The organism is Acidimicrobiales bacterium (genome assembly GCA_036273495.1).
GTDB lineage: Bacteria > Actinomycetota > Acidimicrobiia > Acidimicrobiales > JAJPHE01 > DASSEU01.
The window spans coordinates 17,107-31,582 of record DASUHN010000110.1 but is presented as its reverse complement, the minus strand read 5'-3'; the positions used below and the strand labels follow the sequence as shown (position 1 = coordinate 31,582).

Annotated in this window: 17 protein-coding genes; 10 read left to right on the top strand and 7 right to left on the bottom strand. The window is 71.3% G+C overall.

Translation table 11 applies throughout. The features are described 5' to 3' along the window. Window positions 1-828: 828 nt before the first annotated feature. Window positions 829-1,746 carry a sulfotransferase domain-containing protein gene (locus VFW24_04675; protein HEX5266044.1) on the bottom strand — a complete coding sequence of 306 codons (918 nt, stop codon included), beginning with the start codon at window positions 1,744-1,746 and terminating at the stop codon, window positions 829-831. 80 nt (window positions 1,747-1,826) lie between these two features. Between VFW24_04675 and VFW24_04670 the strand changes: the two genes are divergently transcribed. Together VFW24_04670 and VFW24_04665 are read left to right on the top strand one after the other, a co-directional pair. Further along, window positions 1,827-2,594 (top strand): dienelactone hydrolase family protein, encoded by a 768-nt coding sequence (locus VFW24_04670; protein HEX5266043.1) that lies wholly within the window; start codon window positions 1,827-1,829, stop codon window positions 2,592-2,594. 9 nt (window positions 2,595-2,603) lie between these two features. After that, window positions 2,604-2,864, top strand: a complete 261-nt coding sequence (locus VFW24_04665; protein ID HEX5266042.1) for a DUF6295 family protein — start codon at window positions 2,604-2,606, stop codon at window positions 2,862-2,864. A gap of 20 nt (window positions 2,865-2,884) precedes the next feature. Here VFW24_04665 and VFW24_04660 read toward each other — a convergent pair whose 3' ends face one another. Next, window positions 2,885-3,982 (bottom strand): phosphotransferase, encoded by a 1,098-nt coding sequence (locus VFW24_04660; GenBank protein ID HEX5266041.1) that lies wholly within the window; start codon window positions 3,980-3,982, stop codon window positions 2,885-2,887. Continuing rightward, on the bottom strand, window positions 3,964-4,668 hold the full coding sequence (locus VFW24_04655) for a hypothetical protein (GenBank protein HEX5266040.1): 705 nt from the start codon (window positions 4,666-4,668) through the stop codon (window positions 3,964-3,966). The genes VFW24_04660 and VFW24_04655 overlap by 19 nt, the downstream gene beginning before the upstream one ends. 23 nt (window positions 4,669-4,691) lie before the next feature. Here VFW24_04655 and VFW24_04650 point away from each other — a divergent pair, with 23 nt between their 5' ends. Further along, window positions 4,692-5,060 (top strand): hypothetical protein, encoded by a 369-nt coding sequence (locus VFW24_04650; protein ID HEX5266039.1) that lies wholly within the window; start codon window positions 4,692-4,694, stop codon window positions 5,058-5,060. Here the strand turns inward: VFW24_04650 and VFW24_04645 are convergent. Beyond that, entirely contained in the window at window positions 4,966-5,517 is a 552-nt protein-coding gene (locus VFW24_04645) for a hypothetical protein (GenBank protein HEX5266038.1), read from the bottom strand. The two genes, VFW24_04650 and VFW24_04645, sit on opposite strands and share 95 nt — an antisense overlap. 211 nt (window positions 5,518-5,728) lie before the next feature. Between VFW24_04645 and VFW24_04640 the strand changes: the two genes are divergently transcribed. The 3 genes from VFW24_04640 (at window position 5,729) to VFW24_04630 (ending at window position 7,984) form a co-directional block, all read left to right on the top strand. After that, window positions 5,729-7,336: an ammonium transporter gene (locus VFW24_04640; protein ID HEX5266037.1), complete on the top strand. Its 1,608-nt coding sequence runs from the start codon at window positions 5,729-5,731 to the stop codon at window positions 7,334-7,336. Further along, window positions 7,333-7,671: a P-II family nitrogen regulator gene (locus VFW24_04635; protein ID HEX5266036.1), complete on the top strand. Its 339-nt coding sequence runs from the start codon at window positions 7,333-7,335 to the stop codon at window positions 7,669-7,671. The genes VFW24_04640 and VFW24_04635 overlap by 4 nt, the downstream gene beginning before the upstream one ends. A 61-nt stretch (window positions 7,672-7,732) precedes the next feature. Then, window positions 7,733-7,984 carry a helix-turn-helix domain-containing protein gene (locus tag VFW24_04630; GenBank protein ID HEX5266035.1) on the top strand — a complete coding sequence of 84 codons (252 nt, stop codon included), beginning with the start codon at window positions 7,733-7,735 and terminating at the stop codon, window positions 7,982-7,984. 74 nt (window positions 7,985-8,058) lie between these two features. Here VFW24_04630 and VFW24_04625 read toward each other — a convergent pair whose 3' ends face one another. Beyond that, a complete protein-coding gene (locus VFW24_04625; GenBank protein ID HEX5266034.1) occupies window positions 8,059-8,808 on the bottom strand; it encodes a maleylpyruvate isomerase family mycothiol-dependent enzyme in 750 nt (249 codons plus the stop codon). Between the two features lie 115 nt (window positions 8,809-8,923). Here VFW24_04625 and VFW24_04620 point away from each other — a divergent pair, with 115 nt between their 5' ends. Continuing rightward, the gene (locus tag VFW24_04620; protein ID HEX5266033.1) at window positions 8,924-9,784 is read left to right on the top strand and encodes an enoyl-CoA hydratase-related protein; all 861 of its coding nucleotides are present in this window, start codon (window positions 8,924-8,926) and stop codon (window positions 9,782-9,784) included. Window positions 9,785-9,811: 27 nt separating this feature from the next. Here the strand turns inward: VFW24_04620 and VFW24_04615 are convergent, their stop codons facing one another. Both VFW24_04615 and VFW24_04610 read right to left on the bottom strand, forming a co-directional pair. After that, window positions 9,812-10,093, bottom strand: a complete 282-nt coding sequence (locus tag VFW24_04615) for a hypothetical protein (GenBank protein HEX5266032.1) — start codon at window positions 10,091-10,093, stop codon at window positions 9,812-9,814. Continuing rightward, the gene (locus VFW24_04610; GenBank protein HEX5266031.1) at window positions 10,035-10,400 is read right to left on the bottom strand and encodes a heme-binding beta-barrel domain-containing protein; all 366 of its coding nucleotides are present in this window, start codon (window positions 10,398-10,400) and stop codon (window positions 10,035-10,037) included. The genes VFW24_04615 and VFW24_04610 overlap by 59 nt, the downstream gene beginning before the upstream one ends. A 110-nt stretch (window positions 10,401-10,510) precedes the next feature. Here VFW24_04610 and VFW24_04605 point away from each other — a divergent pair, with 110 nt between their 5' ends. The 3 genes from VFW24_04605 to VFW24_04595 are packed head-to-tail and all read left to right on the top strand — an operon-like array spanning window position 10,511 to window position 14,473. Beyond that, a complete protein-coding gene (locus VFW24_04605) occupies window positions 10,511-11,371 on the top strand; it encodes a hypothetical protein (GenBank protein HEX5266030.1) in 861 nt (286 codons plus the stop codon). A gap of 4 nt (window positions 11,372-11,375) precedes the next feature. Next, entirely contained in the window at window positions 11,376-12,116 is a 741-nt protein-coding gene (locus VFW24_04600) for a beta-phosphoglucomutase family hydrolase (protein HEX5266029.1), read from the top strand. 17 nt (window positions 12,117-12,133) lie between these two features. Next, window positions 12,134-14,473, top strand: a complete 2,340-nt coding sequence (locus tag VFW24_04595; protein ID HEX5266028.1) for a glycoside hydrolase family 65 protein — start codon at window positions 12,134-12,136, stop codon at window positions 14,471-14,473. The last annotated feature ends 3 nt before the right edge of the window (window positions 14,474-14,476 follow it).

The window sequence follows — 14,476 nt, the reverse complement described above, 5'->3', positions numbered from 1 at the left end:
CGGGGGTGGTTGGCGATGTCTTCGCTCAGGACCTTCCTGTGACCGGAAACCATCCACTTTCGGAACTGCGCGGCCAGCCCATTGATCGCTTTGACTGTGCTGACTCCAAGGCGGACTTCCAAGCTGTGATCGGATCGGACGGAAGAATCGTGCGGCTCTTCGGTCGAGCAAGGAAGTCCCGCCAGGTGTCTGGTGGCCAGCGCACGTACTACCCCCCTATCGAGATCAATCCTGCTTTGCTTGCCTCGTACTACGCACAGCTGAACGCAACGGGAGCGCCTTTAGCACCCGTCGGCGCGTACCAACTCAATGGCACAAAGGTGGACCAATTCTTCGCTGACCCACGCGGCGACCTCACGGACGAAACTGAGTTGTCCTCACCGGTGGAGTCGGGCCCGCCTGCCGGCCTCACGCCATCTGAGGTATATCGAGCGTGCAATCCGGGACGCAAGCCTCCCGCGTGGCTGCTGCCGTCTCATTAGGCGGCCAGACGACCTCCCCGTCCGATCAAGGCCACCGTCATCTCAACGCCTATGGCGCGTCGCGATGGCCTCGTCACCTCGGTCCGCCGCACCCGTCTCAAGTCGGCGCCCCGGGCCCGCAAGGCAGTTCGGGGCCTTGGCATTCGCCATTGCCCATAACTTTGCCCATAATTTCTGGCCGAAGAGGGCCTAGGAGGGCCTACCAGAGCGCTTGCTATTGCAAGGAAACCCTGGTCAGGCCATGTCCGGCCTATGGGAGCGACTGGCAGGGAGCGACTTGAAAAGCCTTGGGTGATGAGCCCCGAGGGTTCGAATCCCTCTCCCTCCGCCAGCTCGGCTCTCCCCGCTAGCCGAGCCAGCCCCGCAGGAGGAACGAGGCCAGGGCGGGCGGGGCCACGCGGGCCAGGGCGTCGTCGAAGCGCTGCTGGCCCGCCGCGTCGAGGAGCTCCTTCCACTCTCCGGCGCGGGCCCGGTCGAAGAACGCGGTGTTGCTGCGCCAGAACGGGGTGTCGGAGTTCGGCACCAGCTCGTCGGCCCGCTCCTTCATCGACGAGAAGGTGGCGGCCTGCACCAGGTCGGCGGCCGGCGGGTCGACCCCCAGGCAGGCCGCCAGGCGGGCCATCTGGCCGGGAAGATCGGCCCGCAGGTCGCTGTAGTGGAACAGCGCGACGTTGGGCTCCTCGACGCGGTCCCAGAAGGTGGCGATGTGGCCCACCAGGCTCTCCAGTCCCGCCACGTCGTCGGGAAGGCCGGTCCCTTCCACCCAGCGCCAGAACCGCTCCACCGGATCGGCGGGGGGAGCCGGCGGCGGGCCGGTGACGCCCAGCTCCTCGAGGTCGTCGGCGCCCACTGCCGCGATGCGGGTGGTCATGAACCGCTCGAGGTTCATATTGGCCATGTGGTTGTCCCACGACTGCGCCACGTCCCGGGGATCCCGCGCCACCCCGACGTAGGTCACCCGCGCGTCGAGGGGCAGCCCGTCGAGGGGGACGTGGCTCTTGATGAACCGGCGGTGGCCCTGTTGATCAAGGTCGCGGAGGACGTCGGCCACGGGGCGGGTCTGCATGTCCAGCCACGGCGAGAGCTGGGCCAGAGGGGCGGGCAGCTCCGGAGTCCGGAAGATGAGCAGCGCGCACAGCATCTGCATCCAGGTGGTGCCGCACTTGGGAGGGGTGCTGATCACGATGTCGCCGGCCCGGAGGTCGAACCCGTCCCACCGGGCGCTGTCGTACACGAAGTTCCGGTACCGCCTGCGGTCAGCCACCTGGCCCGACCCCCTTGCTGACGGCCGGTTCCGGCCGGAGACCGTCACCATAGAATCCGCCCGACGAGAGGAGCGGGGGAATGTGGAACTCATTCAGCACCGACGAGCGCCAGGTCATCACTTCCGAGGTCATCACCTACCCCGGGGGCGGTGGTGACGAGATCCACGCCTACGTGGCCCGTCCGTCCTCCGACGGGCCCCTTCCGGGCGTGGTGGCGGTCCACCACATGCCGGGGTGGGACGAGTTCTACCGGGAGTTCTCCGACCGCCTGGCCCGCCACGGCTACCACGTGATCTGTCCCGATCTGTACTGCCGCATCGGCCACGGTGAGCCCGGGGACGTGGCCGCCAAGGTGCGGTCCCAGGGTGGGGTGGCCGACGACAGCGTGGTCGGGGACTGCGCCGCCGCCCTGGAGTGGCTGAAGGCCGACGGCCGCACCGACGGCCGGGTCGGGATCATCGGCTCCTGTTCGGGCGGGCGCCACTCGGTGCTCGCCGCGTCCCGGGTCGAGGGCTTCTCGGCGGTGGTGGATCTGTGGGGGGGTGGCGTGGTGATGCCGGCGGATCAGCTGGGCCCGGCCCGGCCGGTGGCGCCCATCGATCTCACGGCCGACCTCTCCGCCCCGCTGCTCGGCCTGTTCGGCAACGACGACGTGCACCCGCCGCCCGACCAGGTGGACCTGCACGAGAAGACGTTGAAGGAGCACGGCAAGGACCACGAGTTCCACCGCTACGACGGCGCCGGGCACGGGTTCTTCTACTACCAGACCCCCGCCTACCGACCCGAGGCGGCCATGGACGGGTGGAGCAAGATCTTCTCGTTCTTCGGCAAGCACCTGAAGGGTTAGGAGGCCGCCGTGTGTACGACCATCTCGTCGACGACCGCGGTCCGGGGCGCGGGCAAGGGCGCCGCCGGCTGGTTCCCGGTCACCGAGGCCGTCGTGGCCTATGACCACCCCAGTCACTGCGGAGGTGACCACGCCCTGCTGATCGACTTTGCCGACTACGCACGCGGCACCGGCGCCCGGGTGGCGGTGGAGCTGGACCTGGAGTCGGGCCGGGCTCTGCTCGAGCAGCTGCGCTCGGCCATCGCTGCCGCCGAGGCCAGCGGGGTCTAGGTGTGCGGAGGCCCGGCGCCTCAGGAAACGAACTCGAGGGCGCCTAGGTCGACGACCTGGGCGGCGGCGCCGTTGGCCATGGTCATGAACATGGCGTCGCCCCGCTCGGTGCGCTCGACCAGCATGGAGGCGAACACGGCCATGAAGAAGCCGCCGAAGGAGTAGCGGCGGTAGTCCTCCCAGCACCGGTCCAGCCCGTACGAGCCGATGTCGTAGGCGCCGAGGGCGGCGTGGTAGCGGGCCACCAGATCCTTCTCGTGCGGGCGACGCTGCTCCGGGGGCATGGCCGACCCGAGGAAGTAGGAGACGTCCGACGGCCCGACGCCGAGGCGTGCCGTCTGCCAGTCGACGATGGTCAGCGGGCGGGGTGAGCCCGGCGGCCCGAACAGCATGTTGTCGAGCCGGTAGTCGGCGTGACAGACGGTGAGAGCGGGAGGAGGGTCCTCGGCCCAGGGCGCGCCGTGGGCCACCATCCGCTCCCCGACCTGGACCGACTCCGGAGCCAGGGCGTCGCGGTAGCGGTCGACGAAGCCCGACCACATCATGGCGAAGAAGGTGATCAGCGAGGGGTCCCGGGCCTGCTTGTCGGCCAGCCACCCGATGTCGAGAAGAGTGGGGTCCCCCCACCGGGGCCCGTGCAGGCGGGCCGCCTCGACCACGACCACCTCGGCCTCGGCGACGTTGCACCCGGCCAGCTGGTCCCCCGGCACGGCGGGGGCCAGGTCCTCGAGGACCAGCACCACGTCCGGCGTGCCCGGCTCGACGGCGGCGAAGAAGCATCCCGGACGCGACACCTCCACCGTGTCGGCCAGGTCCCGGTAGAACGCCACCTCGGTCTCGTAGGTCAGGGTCTGCACCCCGGTGGCCCGGCTGGTCTCGTCGCGCGACGAGAACTTGGCCACCACCGAGTCGGGTCCCGGCCCGGGCCGGTCGTAACGCAGCCGGTATCGGAGGTTGCAGCCGACCTGGCCCGTACCAATGGGCCGGGCGTCGAAGTCCACCACCTGCCGCTCACCGATGGCGCCGGCCGAGTGCAGTACCTCGGTGAGCCACTCGGCCGTCACCCGCTCGGGATCGGGAACGAGGGCGGGGACCCCGGTCACTCCAACGGCGACCACGCCGCGGTCCGCAGCAGCCGGCTGGTCCACTGGTCCCGGACCTCGAGGGCGTCGTTCATCCAGGTGCCCGGCGCCTTCATCTGGGGCGGGATGGCCGTGGTGAGCAGGCGGAGCAGGGCCTTGTTGTCGGCCACCCGCTGCCACAGCACGATCTCCCTCCGCTTGCCCGTGCCGTACGCCGGTTGGAAGGCGGCCACCATCTCGAGCAGGGGGTTGGGGCGGCGCAGGCTCGGGGCGTACTGGCCACCCGCCAGCTCGATGTAGTCGTGCACCTTCCCCTCGTGGGGGTAGGCGGTGTCCTCCATGAACAACACGAGGTCGTGCTCCACCGGCTCGACCGGCACCGTCGCCAGGTCGACGTCCTGGAGCTCGGACCACGGCAGAGGCCGGAGCAGCTTGGCCACGGCGTCGTGGCGGAGGCGGTCCACCTGGCCGGCCCAGTCGCGCAGGTCCCCGGACGTGACCCGTGCGGCCAGCCGCTCCCACGCCGCCGCGTCGCGCGCCGCGGTGATGGTGACCACGCTGTAGGCCGGGCCGGTGCCGTGGGTGTGCTCCAGGTACCACAGCAGCCTGGTGTCGGCGTCCTCGGCCACCCGTTCGGCAAAGCCCCCGGGGCCCCGGAAGGCGTGCTCGAACTCCTCCTCGCACCGGCCGATGACGGAATGGGTCTCGTGGACGTAGAGCACGGCCGGAACGGTACCCTCTCCCGATGGCTGCGGCCCGACCCTACGACCGAGCGGACGACAGGGAGCGGGGCGTCGGTCTGCTGGCCGCGCCGGTCAGCGGCGCCATCGCGGTGCTGGTCACCAGCGCCCTCGTCTCGAACGACCCGCCGGCCTCCAGCCCCCGGCACGTGGCGGTGGCCGTCTACCACGAGCTGCTCATTGCCCTCATGGTGCTGGCGCTGGCGATGCTCGCGTGCGCCCTCTTGCGCCGCCGCCTGCTCCTCGGGGTTGTCATGGCCCTGTTCGGGCTGGCGCTGTTCAACATGCACTACTGGGGCTTCGGCATCCCCTACCTGATCGCCGGCTCGTGGTACCTGGTGCGTTCCTACCGGATGCAGCGCGAGTGGCGCTGAGCGCGACCAGCACCACGAGCAGCACGGCCGGGACCACGTACACCCGGTCGGAGGCCCGCTCCGAGCGCACCCCGGCGGGAGTGGCCACGAGCGTCGGGTCCCCCGGAACTGTCACCAGGTGCACCGTGCTCCCCCGGGCGTGGAGGGCGCCGTCGGGGAGGGTGGCGTCGAAGCGGTGCCCGCCGAGCGAGAAGGTGCCGGTGCACTCGTAGCCGGCCGCGTTGCTGCCGCTTCCCCCCATGAGGCCCCGGCACTGCGACACCGTGGCCGTCACCGCCACGCCGTCCTCCCGGAGAGCGGTGATCCGGCTGTTGTGCCGGGCGCCGGCCCAGAACAGGGTCGCCACCACGACGGCCAGGGCCGCCAGGGCGGCGGCGGCCAGCACCCGGCCCACCCGGCGGACGTCCACGGCCACCGACGCGCCCCGGAGCACCGTCGCGTCCACCGCTGCCTCCACGACTCGGAAGATAAGGCCAGCCCGGGGTCGAAAGGAAGGGGGTCGCGGCCGTCCGGTGCCGAGTTAATTCCCCGGTAACAAAGGTGTGACGGTCCGGAAACTCTCGGATTGCATCCTGAGCCCGGCCCGGCGCCCAGACGCGTCCGGGCCCTACCGCACCGGTTTACCGACCCACCCCGTCACAGAAGCGTGTCGAGAGGAGCCCCGAGCCGTGCACGACCTGCTAGGCGCTGCAGTCCAGGTCCCGTATCCCAGCTGGCTCAACACCGGGGACAACACCTGGCAGCTCGTCGCCGCCACCCTGGTCGGGCTGATGAGCATTCCGGGCCTGGCGGTGCTCTACGCGTCGCTCGTCCAGAAGAAGTGGGCGGTGAACGTCCTGGCGATGGTGTTCGCCGGTTTCTCACTGACCCTCATCGCCTGGGTGCTGTGGACCTACAAGATGGGCTTCGGCGGCACGTCGCTGGGCCACGGTGTCGTCAACGGGGTTCAGACCCAGTTCAACAATCCCAAAGTGGGGACCTGGAAGCACTTCTTCGACAACTTCGTCGGCAAGCCGGGCCAGATACTCAACGCCTCGAGTGAACAGGGTCAGGCGGTGTCGGCGGCCAACACCGTCATCCCATTCCACTTCCCGACCACGGCACTGGCCTACTTCCAGTTCGTGTTCGCCGCCATCACGCCCCTCCTGTTCCTCGGCAGCGTGCTGGGCCGGATCAAGTTCAGCGCCTGGTGCCTGTTGGTCCTCGGCTGGTCCACCTTCGTCTACGGCATCGACGCCTTCCTGCTCTGGGGGGGCGGCTACTTCGCCCAGGAGGGGTCGCTCGACTTCTCCGGTGGCTACGTGATCCACATGTCGGCCGGCGTCTCCGGGTTCGTGGCGGCGTGGGTGCTGGGGCCCCGGCTGCTGCGGGACCGACAACATGCGATACCGAACAACCTGGTGATGGCGGCGGTGGGCGCCGGCATCCTGTGGCTGGGCTGGAACGGGTTCAACGGCGGAGACCCGTACTACGCGGGAGTCGACGCCGCCTCGGCGGTGGTCAACACCAATCTGGCCACCGCGGTCGGGGTGGTGGCGTGGATGGTCCTCGACTCCGTCGGCACCCGGGGCAAGAAGCCCACCTTCCTGGGCGGGGTGAACGGGATGATCTGCGGCCTGGTCGCCATCACGCCCTGTGCCGGCTGGGTGGACGGATGGGGGGCCATGCTCGTCGGGCTCATCGCCACGTGCCTGGTCTGGGTGGCGTGGAACTACCTGTCCAAGGTGCGGCCCTTCTCCAAGGTCGACGACGCCCTGGGCGTGATCTACACCCACGGCATCGCCGGCCTGGCCGGCGGGCTGATGCTCGGGCTCTTCGCCGATCCGAACATGACCCAGTACGGGTGCGGCAACCTCAACGTCGCCGGCCAGGTGGTGAACACGTCGAGCGCCGGCTACCTGGCCACGACCAAGGGCTGCACGCCGTTCTCGGTGAGCGGGCTCATGTACACCGGCTCGTTCCACCAGCTGTGGGAGCAGTTCCGGGCGGCGGTGTGGGTGATCCTGTGGTCGGCGGTCGTAACGTTCATCCTCATGAAGATCATCGGTCTGATCCTGCGGGGGGCCCGCTACAAGGACGACATCCTCGAGGTCGGCGACCTCGCCATCCACGACGAGGAGGCCTTCCCCGACGAGCCGCTGGCCGAGCGGGTCGGTGGGGGCGGGCCGGGTGCGGGCGCCTTCGCCATGGCGGGCATCGGGTCGGGTTCAGCACCACCACCACCACCTGCCCGGGGGCCGGACCCGGCCGTGCCGGGAGCGGGAGGCGAGCAATGAAGCTGATCGTGGCTGTCATCAAGCCCTTCAAGCTCAACGAGGTCAAAGAGGCCCTCACCACCGCGGGTGTGCAGGGCATGACCCTGACCGAGGCCCAGGGGTTCGGGCGCCAACGGGGCCACTCCGAGGTCTACCGGGGCGCCGAGTACACGGTGGACTTCGTGCCGAAGCTGCGGGTCGAGGTGCTGGTCGACGACGCCATCGCCGGCGAGGTCGTGGATGCGGTGATCCGAACCGCCGCCACGGGCAAGATCGGGGACGGCAAGGTCTGGGTCGTGCCCGTGGAGGAGGTGGCCCGAATCCGCACAGGCGAGCGAGGTCGCGACGCCCTCTGACCTCTCATCCGAAGTCTCATCGGAGAGCGGCGGCGGACAGCCCCGGCTCGACGCTCTCGGCGTGCTGCACTGCGGGGACCGCTGGGTCGACCTGCCTCCGCTCGAAGCCCGCCTGATGGGTGTGCTCCTGTCCGATTTCGGGCAGGGCGTGCCGACCAAGGGCCTCCTGGCCGGCGCTTGGGGTCGGGCCCGGCCCAGTGCCGGCGCGCTGCGGGTGCACATCCTCCGGCTGCGCCGGCGCATCGCGCCGCTGGGCCTGGTGATCCACACCCTTCCCGGTCGCGGCTACCTACTGGCCTGGGCCGCTCCCTAGGGTGCGCACGTCCTGATCCGGGCGGGGGCGGGGTCGGGCCCGGGGCCGTCATCACGGGGCCACCCCGGCGGGCGTCAGGCGTAGGTGCGGACCAGCTGGAGCACGTCCCCGGCGCCCGGCCCGGTGCCGGCCAGAGCGGTCTCGGCCGGGGGCACCCGCCGGGCCGCCACCAGGCACAGCTCGGAACCGGGCCCGCTGATCACCGTCACCGCGTCCCCCTCGGGTAGGAAGTCCCACGGGTCGCCGTCCGGGCCGGTGAGGCGGAAGGCCACCGGACCGGTGAGGCCCCGCCCCGCCCGCCCGAACGCGTACGGCAGCGTGCGCCAGGCCAGCCGGGCGATGTGACGGAGCCGCCCGGTCGGCACCTGCTCGGCCCCGACCGCCCCCGCCACGTCCCCGGCGTGGATCCAGGTCTCGGCCAGCCGGGTGACCGTCAGGGTGCGGGCCGAGAGCTGGCCCGCCACCCAGGGGACCCGGGCGTGCGGGTCGGCGCTCCGGGCGGCGGCGGTCAGAGCCTCGGCACTCCGCCGCCACCGGTCGTGGACCGCAGCAGCACCGATGGCCCGGTCCCGGGCCACCATGGCCGCGGCGCCGTCGTCGACGTCCCGGGCGGGCGCCAGGCCGGCGGACAGCTCGGCCACGACCTCGGTGTACCGCCCCGAGTAGCTGGCCGTGGCCATCTCGTTGGTCTGGGCCAGATGCAGCACCACGTCCGCCACGTCCCACCCCTCGCACCGGGTCGGGCGATCCCAGTCCGCCGGCGCCAGGCGGCCGAGCACGCCCGCCAGCTCGTCGAGCTCCTGGCCCAGGGCGTCGACCTCCACGAGAGGCGACAGTACATCCCCCGGGCCGCCCGTCCCCCGGCCCGCCCGTCCCCCGGAGCGGTCCGACTAGACCAGCGGATCAGCAACCACGCCCGAGCCGCCCGGGAGGCCAGCCATGACCGACCTGCACGAGTACACCGAGATCCTCTACTCGGCGTCCGACCACGTCGCCACGATCGTCCTCAACCGCCCCGACCGGCGCAACGCCCTCGACTACCGGCTGCGGCGGGAGCTGGTGGACGCGCTGCGGCGGGCCGAGGCGGACGACGAGGTCAGCCTGGTGCTGATCGAAGGAGCGGGCCCGTCGTTCTGCAGCGGCTACGACATGGCCATGGGCCCCGACGCCGGCCCGCCCCCCGAGGGCTGGGTCAGCTCCGAGCACTACGACGGGTGGACCGACCAGTTTGCCCGCAGCTGCCTGCGCGACTGGCTCACCATCTGGGATCTGCTCAAGCCGGTCGTGGCCAAGGTGCACGGCCACTGCCTGGCGGGCGGCACCGAGCTGATGTCGATGTGCGACATCGCCTTTGTGGCCGATGACGCCATCATCGGCTACCCGCCGATGCGGGGGATGACCACCCCGGACGTGCCCTACTTCCCCTGGAAGATGACCATGGCCCGGGCCAAGTACCTGCAGCTCACCGGGAACACGGTGTCCGGGAAGGAGGCCGCCGCCATGGGCTGGGTGGCCAAGAGCTTCCCCGCCGACGAGCTGGACGAGGCGGTGCTGAGGGAGGTCCGGCCCATGGCGCAGATCGCCCCCGACCTGCTGGCGGCCAACAAGGCCGAGCTCAACGAGGCCTACGAGGTCATGGGCATGCGCACGGCTCTCCAACGGGCATGGCAGTGGCACACGGTGACCCAGCGGCTCCGGCCCCGGCGCAACGACTTCGGGCAGACCATGCGGGAGGGCGGTCTGCGGGCGGCCATCGAGTGGCGGGACGGGCCGTTCCGGAAGGAAGGCTTCCCGATCTGACGCGAGGGGCGGCGGGGAACCGACCGGTCAGGCGGCCGCCACCCGCCGCAGCGTGTTGCGGTCGGTGTGGTGCAGCTCGTCGCCGCCGAGGGCCACCAGCTTGACCACGGCGTCCTGCTCGTAGGTCCAGGAGCCGTCGTCGTTGACCGTGATCGTGCACTGGTAGCTGCGGGTGCTGGCGTCCTCGACCAGGTATGGGTTCTCGAGGATCCCGTAGCTCGAATGGGCGGGGTCGGCCCGCAGGGTGAAGCTACGGGCGTCGGGCTCGCATGTGGCGCCGGCTATGAGCAGGGTGGCCCGCGGGACCACGAAGCAGCGCATGATCTGGCCGTCGGCGGGCGTCCCACAACCAGTAGCCGACCTCGGTGTGGAAGGGATTCTGGTCCTCTTCCCCGTGGCGCCACGCCGCCATCCGGTAGTCGAGCCCGTAGAGGCTCTGGCGCCCGTTCTCGACCGGGCCGAACGGCTTCAGCTGCACCTTCTCGAGGTAGCCGGTCTCACCGACCCGGTCGCGGGCGTTGTGGAACGAGACGTCAAGGCCGTCGTTCCCCTCCCAGTCCCCGGCCAGGGCCGCGGAAGGGGCCCATTCACTCGTTCCTGCCTCTCCGACGCTCATGGAATGAGCAACGGCCGCGCCGGGCGGGTGCTTCCCGACACCACGCCGCGGAGGGCGGAAAGCGATCGGGTCTGCCAGACTTCCTCCGGCCTCGACACGAGGGAGGCGCCGTGACCCTGAGGGACATCCGGGAGCTCAAAGAGGACAAGGAGGCCTACGCCGCCGAGCTCGAGCGCCGGTGGACGGGCCTGCTCAGCTACCGGTACATCGGGCGGCGCTACGGCTCGATGGACCTCGACGCCGACGGGGACGACTTCGTCCGGCTCCGCCACGATTTCCGGAACTCGACTGGCGGTCTCATGGTGGCCCCCCTCGCCATCGCCTCCCCCGAGGGAGGGGGCCGCTCCGACCTGGAGGTGGTCCCCAACCCGGTGATCCACTCCGCCCAGATCCTGGACCCCGCCCAAGACGTCCAGCGCATCGAGGTCTGCTCCGCCACCCTCAAGCTCGGCCGGCAGATGGGCTTCAGCCGCTCGAAGATCGTCGACGCCGACAACCCCGACCGCGTCATCGCCTTCACCGAGGGTCAGGGCGCCAGCATCGGGGACGTGCCCGAGGGGCTGCAGAAGATGCCGGAAAAGCCCCTCAACATCGTGGACTCGCCGGACCTGCCCCCGCTGTGGAAGGTGTTCGGGGCGGCCCGGCGGCCCGACGGCCACTGGTCGCTCCCCGAGCTGGCGGTCGAGCTGGCCTCGCCCGACGCCGCGCTGCACATCGGCCCCCAGCACGTGGTGCTCGAGACGGCGGCCATGGACGCGGCCGCCGAGCGGGCGGGAACCGACCGGCTGCAGATCCGCTCGTGGCACGTGATGTTCCTGGCCCGGGGGAAGGTGGGTCCCTTCCGTGTCGACACCGAGGCGGCGGCGGGAGCCGACGGCCAGGTCGGGGTGCGGATGCTGATGATCGACGAGGGGAACGCCGGCCGGGCCGTGACGTCGGGCTCCGCCGTGTTCTCGATCGTCCCGGGGTGACGGCCTGTCCGTCCGGCTTCCCGCAGACATAGCCGCCTGTCTCCTCGACATGGACGGCGTGCTCACGCGCACCGCCGAGGTCCACGCCGCGGCGTGGAAGGAGATGTTCGACGAGTTCCTGCGGGGCCGCGCGGCGCGCACGAGGACCATGTTCGTGCCGTTCGACGCCGTAGCCGACTACGACCGCTACGTCGACGGGCGTCCCCGGGAGGATGGGACGCGGGAGTTCCTCCGCTCGCGTGGCATCGACCTTCCCGAGGGAACGCCCGCTGACTCGCCCGGCACGGAGACCGTGGCCGGGCTCTCGAACCGCAAGAACGAGCTGGTCCTGGCCCGCATCCGCACCCAGGGGGTGAAGCCCTACCCGGGCTCGGTGCGCTTCGTGGAGGAGGCCCGCCGGGCCGGGTTGCGCACCGCTGTCGTGTCATCCAGCGCCAACACCGCCGAGGTCCTCGCCGCCGCCGGCCTGACTCACCTGATCGACGAACGGGTCGACGCGTCGGTGGCGGCCCGGGAGCGGCTGGCGGGCAAGCCCGCCCCCGACACCTATCTCGCCGCTGCCCGGCTGCTCGGCGTGACCCCCGCCCGGGCGGCGGTGTTCGAGGACGCCCTGGCCGGGGTGGAGGCGGGCCGGGCCGGCGCCTTCGGCCTGGTCGTGGGCGTGGACCGGGTGGGCCAGGCCGCCGACCTGGCCGCCCACGGCGCCGACGTGGTCGTGTCCGACCTGGCCGAGCTGGTCGGGTAGGCGGGAGCAGGAGCCGGATGTTCAGCCACCCGTCGTTCATCGTCGAGCCGTGGCGGGTCACCGAGACCGAGCTGGACCTGGGCGTGCTGGCCCAGACGGAGTCGATCTTCGCCCTGTCCAACGGGCACCTCGGCCTGCGGGGCAACCTCGACGAGGGGGAGCCCTACGGCCTGCCGGGCACCTACCTCAACTCGGTGTACGAGCTGCGGCCCCTGCCGTACGCCGAGGCCGGCTACGGCTACCCCGAGTCGGGCCAGACCATCGTGAACGTGACCAACGGCAAGCTGATCCGCCTCCTCGTGGACGACGAGCCGCTGGACGTGCGCTACGGGGACCTCCTCTCCCACCGGCGCTGCCTCGACCTGCGCGCCGGCCACCTGACGCGCGACCTGGAGTGGCGCAGCCCGGCCGGGACCCGGGTGCGCGTGCGGTCGATCCGCCTGGTGTCGTTCGTGCAGCGGTCGGTGGCGGCCGTCCGCTACGAGGTGGAGGCGTTGGACCGCCCGGTGGGTGTGGTGGTGCAGTCCGAGCTGGTCGCCAACGAGTCGGTGCCCGCCCTCTCCGGCGACCCTCGCGTGGCGGCGGCCCTCGACGCCCCGCTCGAGGGGGAGGAGGACCTGGCCCTCGAGGGCGGGGCCCTCCTCGTCCACCGGGTGCGCGCCAGCGGTCTCCGGGTGGCGGCGGCCATGCAGCACACCGTCGAGGCCGAGTCCGCGATGGAGGTCTCGGCCGAGTCGATCAGCGACGTGGCGCGCACCACCGTCGTGGGCCGGCTGGCCCCCGGGCAGACGCTGACCGTCACCAAGCTCCTGGCCTACGGCTGGTCCGCCCAGCGGTCGCGACCCGCCGTCCACGACCAGGTCCGGGGGGCCATCCAGGCCGCCGCCCACACCGGATGGGACGGTCTGGTGACCGAGCAGCGCGCCTACCTGGACGACTTCTGGGATCGGGCGGACGTGGAGCTCGACGGTGATCCCGAGACCCAGCAGGGCGTGCGCTTCGCCATGTTCCACGTCCTGCAGGCCGGCGCCCGGGCCGAGCGGCGCCCCATAGCGGCCAAGGGCCTGACCGGACCGGGCTACGACGGGCACGCCTTCTGGGACACCGAGATCTACGTGCTGGGCCTGCTCACCATGGCCAACCCGGCGGCCGTGGCCGACGCTCTCCGGTGGCGGCACCGTTCCCTCCCGGCGGCCCGGGAGCGGGCGCGCCAGCTCGGTCTGGCCGGGGCCGCCTTTCCGTGGCGCACGATCAACGGCCAGGAGTGCTCGAGCTACTGGCCGGCGGGCACGGCGGCGTTCCACATCGGCGCCGACGTGGCCTACGCGGTCGTGCGCTACCTGCGCGCCACCGAGGACCGGGAGTTCGAGCTCGAGGCCGGCGTCGAGCTGCTGGTCGAGACGGCCCGGCTGTGGCTCTCTCTCGGCCATCGCGACGGGGCCGGACGGTTCCGCATCGACGGGGTGACCGGTCCCGACGAGTACAGCGCGGTGGCCGACAACAACGTCTACACCAACCTGATGGCCCAGCTGAACCTGCGGGCGGCGGCGGTGTCGGCCGGCCGGCACCGTGAGCACGCACGCGAGCTGGGGGTGACGGACGAGGAGGTGGTGGCGTGGCGGGCCGCCGCCGACGCCATGTACGTCCCGTACGACGAGCGCCTCGGCGTCCACCCGCAGGCCGACGGGTTCACCGACCACCAGGTCTGGGACTTCGCCTCCACTCCCCCCGACCACTACCCCCTGCTGCTGCACTACCCGTACTTCGATCTCTACCGGAAGCAGGTCGTCAAGCAGGCGGACCTGGTGCTGGCCCTGCATCTGCGCGGCGACGCATTCACCGCCGAGGAGAAGGGCCGCGACTTCGACTACTACGAGCCGCTGACCGTCCGGGACTCGTCGCTGTCGGCCTGCACCCAGGCGGTGATGGCGGCCGAGGTCGGCCACCTCGACCTCGCCTACCGCTATCTGCGCGAGGCGGTCCTCATGGACCTGGCCGACCTCGAGCACAACACCCGCGACGGGGTGCACATCGCCTCGCTGGCGGGGGCGTGGATAGCCCTGGTCGACGGATTCGGTGGGATGCGGCTCACCGACGAAGGGCTGTCGCTCCGGCCCTGTCTACCCCCGGCCATCGGGCGCCTGTGCTTCCACGTCTCCTACCGCTCCCGCCGTCTGCGGATCACGGTGGATCGCCGCGGAGTGACGTACCGGCTGCTGCAGGGCGCCCCGCTCGGGTTCTCCCACTACGGGGAGGCGGTCGAGGTGAAGGAGGGCCAGGAGCTGGCCCGGGCCATCCCGGAGCCGGTGGCGCGGCCCGCCCCCTCCCAACCGGCGGGACGTGAGCCCGTCCGCTGACCG

Bases quoted from the DNA above. Each gene is read 5' to 3' on its own strand.
- VFW24_04670 (HEX5266043.1), top strand. From the start codon at position 1,827: ATGTGGAACTCATTCAGCACCGACGAGCGCCAGGTCATCACTTCCGAG.
- VFW24_04650 (HEX5266039.1), top strand. From the start codon at position 4,692: ATGGCTGCGGCCCGACCCTACGACCGAGCGGACGACAGGGAGCGGGGC.
- VFW24_04635 (HEX5266036.1), top strand. From the start codon at position 7,333: ATGAAGCTGATCGTGGCTGTCATCAAGCCCTTCAAGCTCAACGAGGTC.
- VFW24_04620 (HEX5266033.1), top strand. From the start codon at position 8,924: ATGACCGACCTGCACGAGTACACCGAGATCCTCTACTCGGCGTCCGAC.
- VFW24_04610 (HEX5266031.1), bottom strand. From the start codon at position 10,400: ATGAGCGTCGGAGAGGCAGGAACGAGTGAATGGGCCCCTTCCGCGGCC.
- VFW24_04595 (HEX5266028.1), top strand. From the start codon at position 12,134: ATGTTCAGCCACCCGTCGTTCATCGTCGAGCCGTGGCGGGTCACCGAG.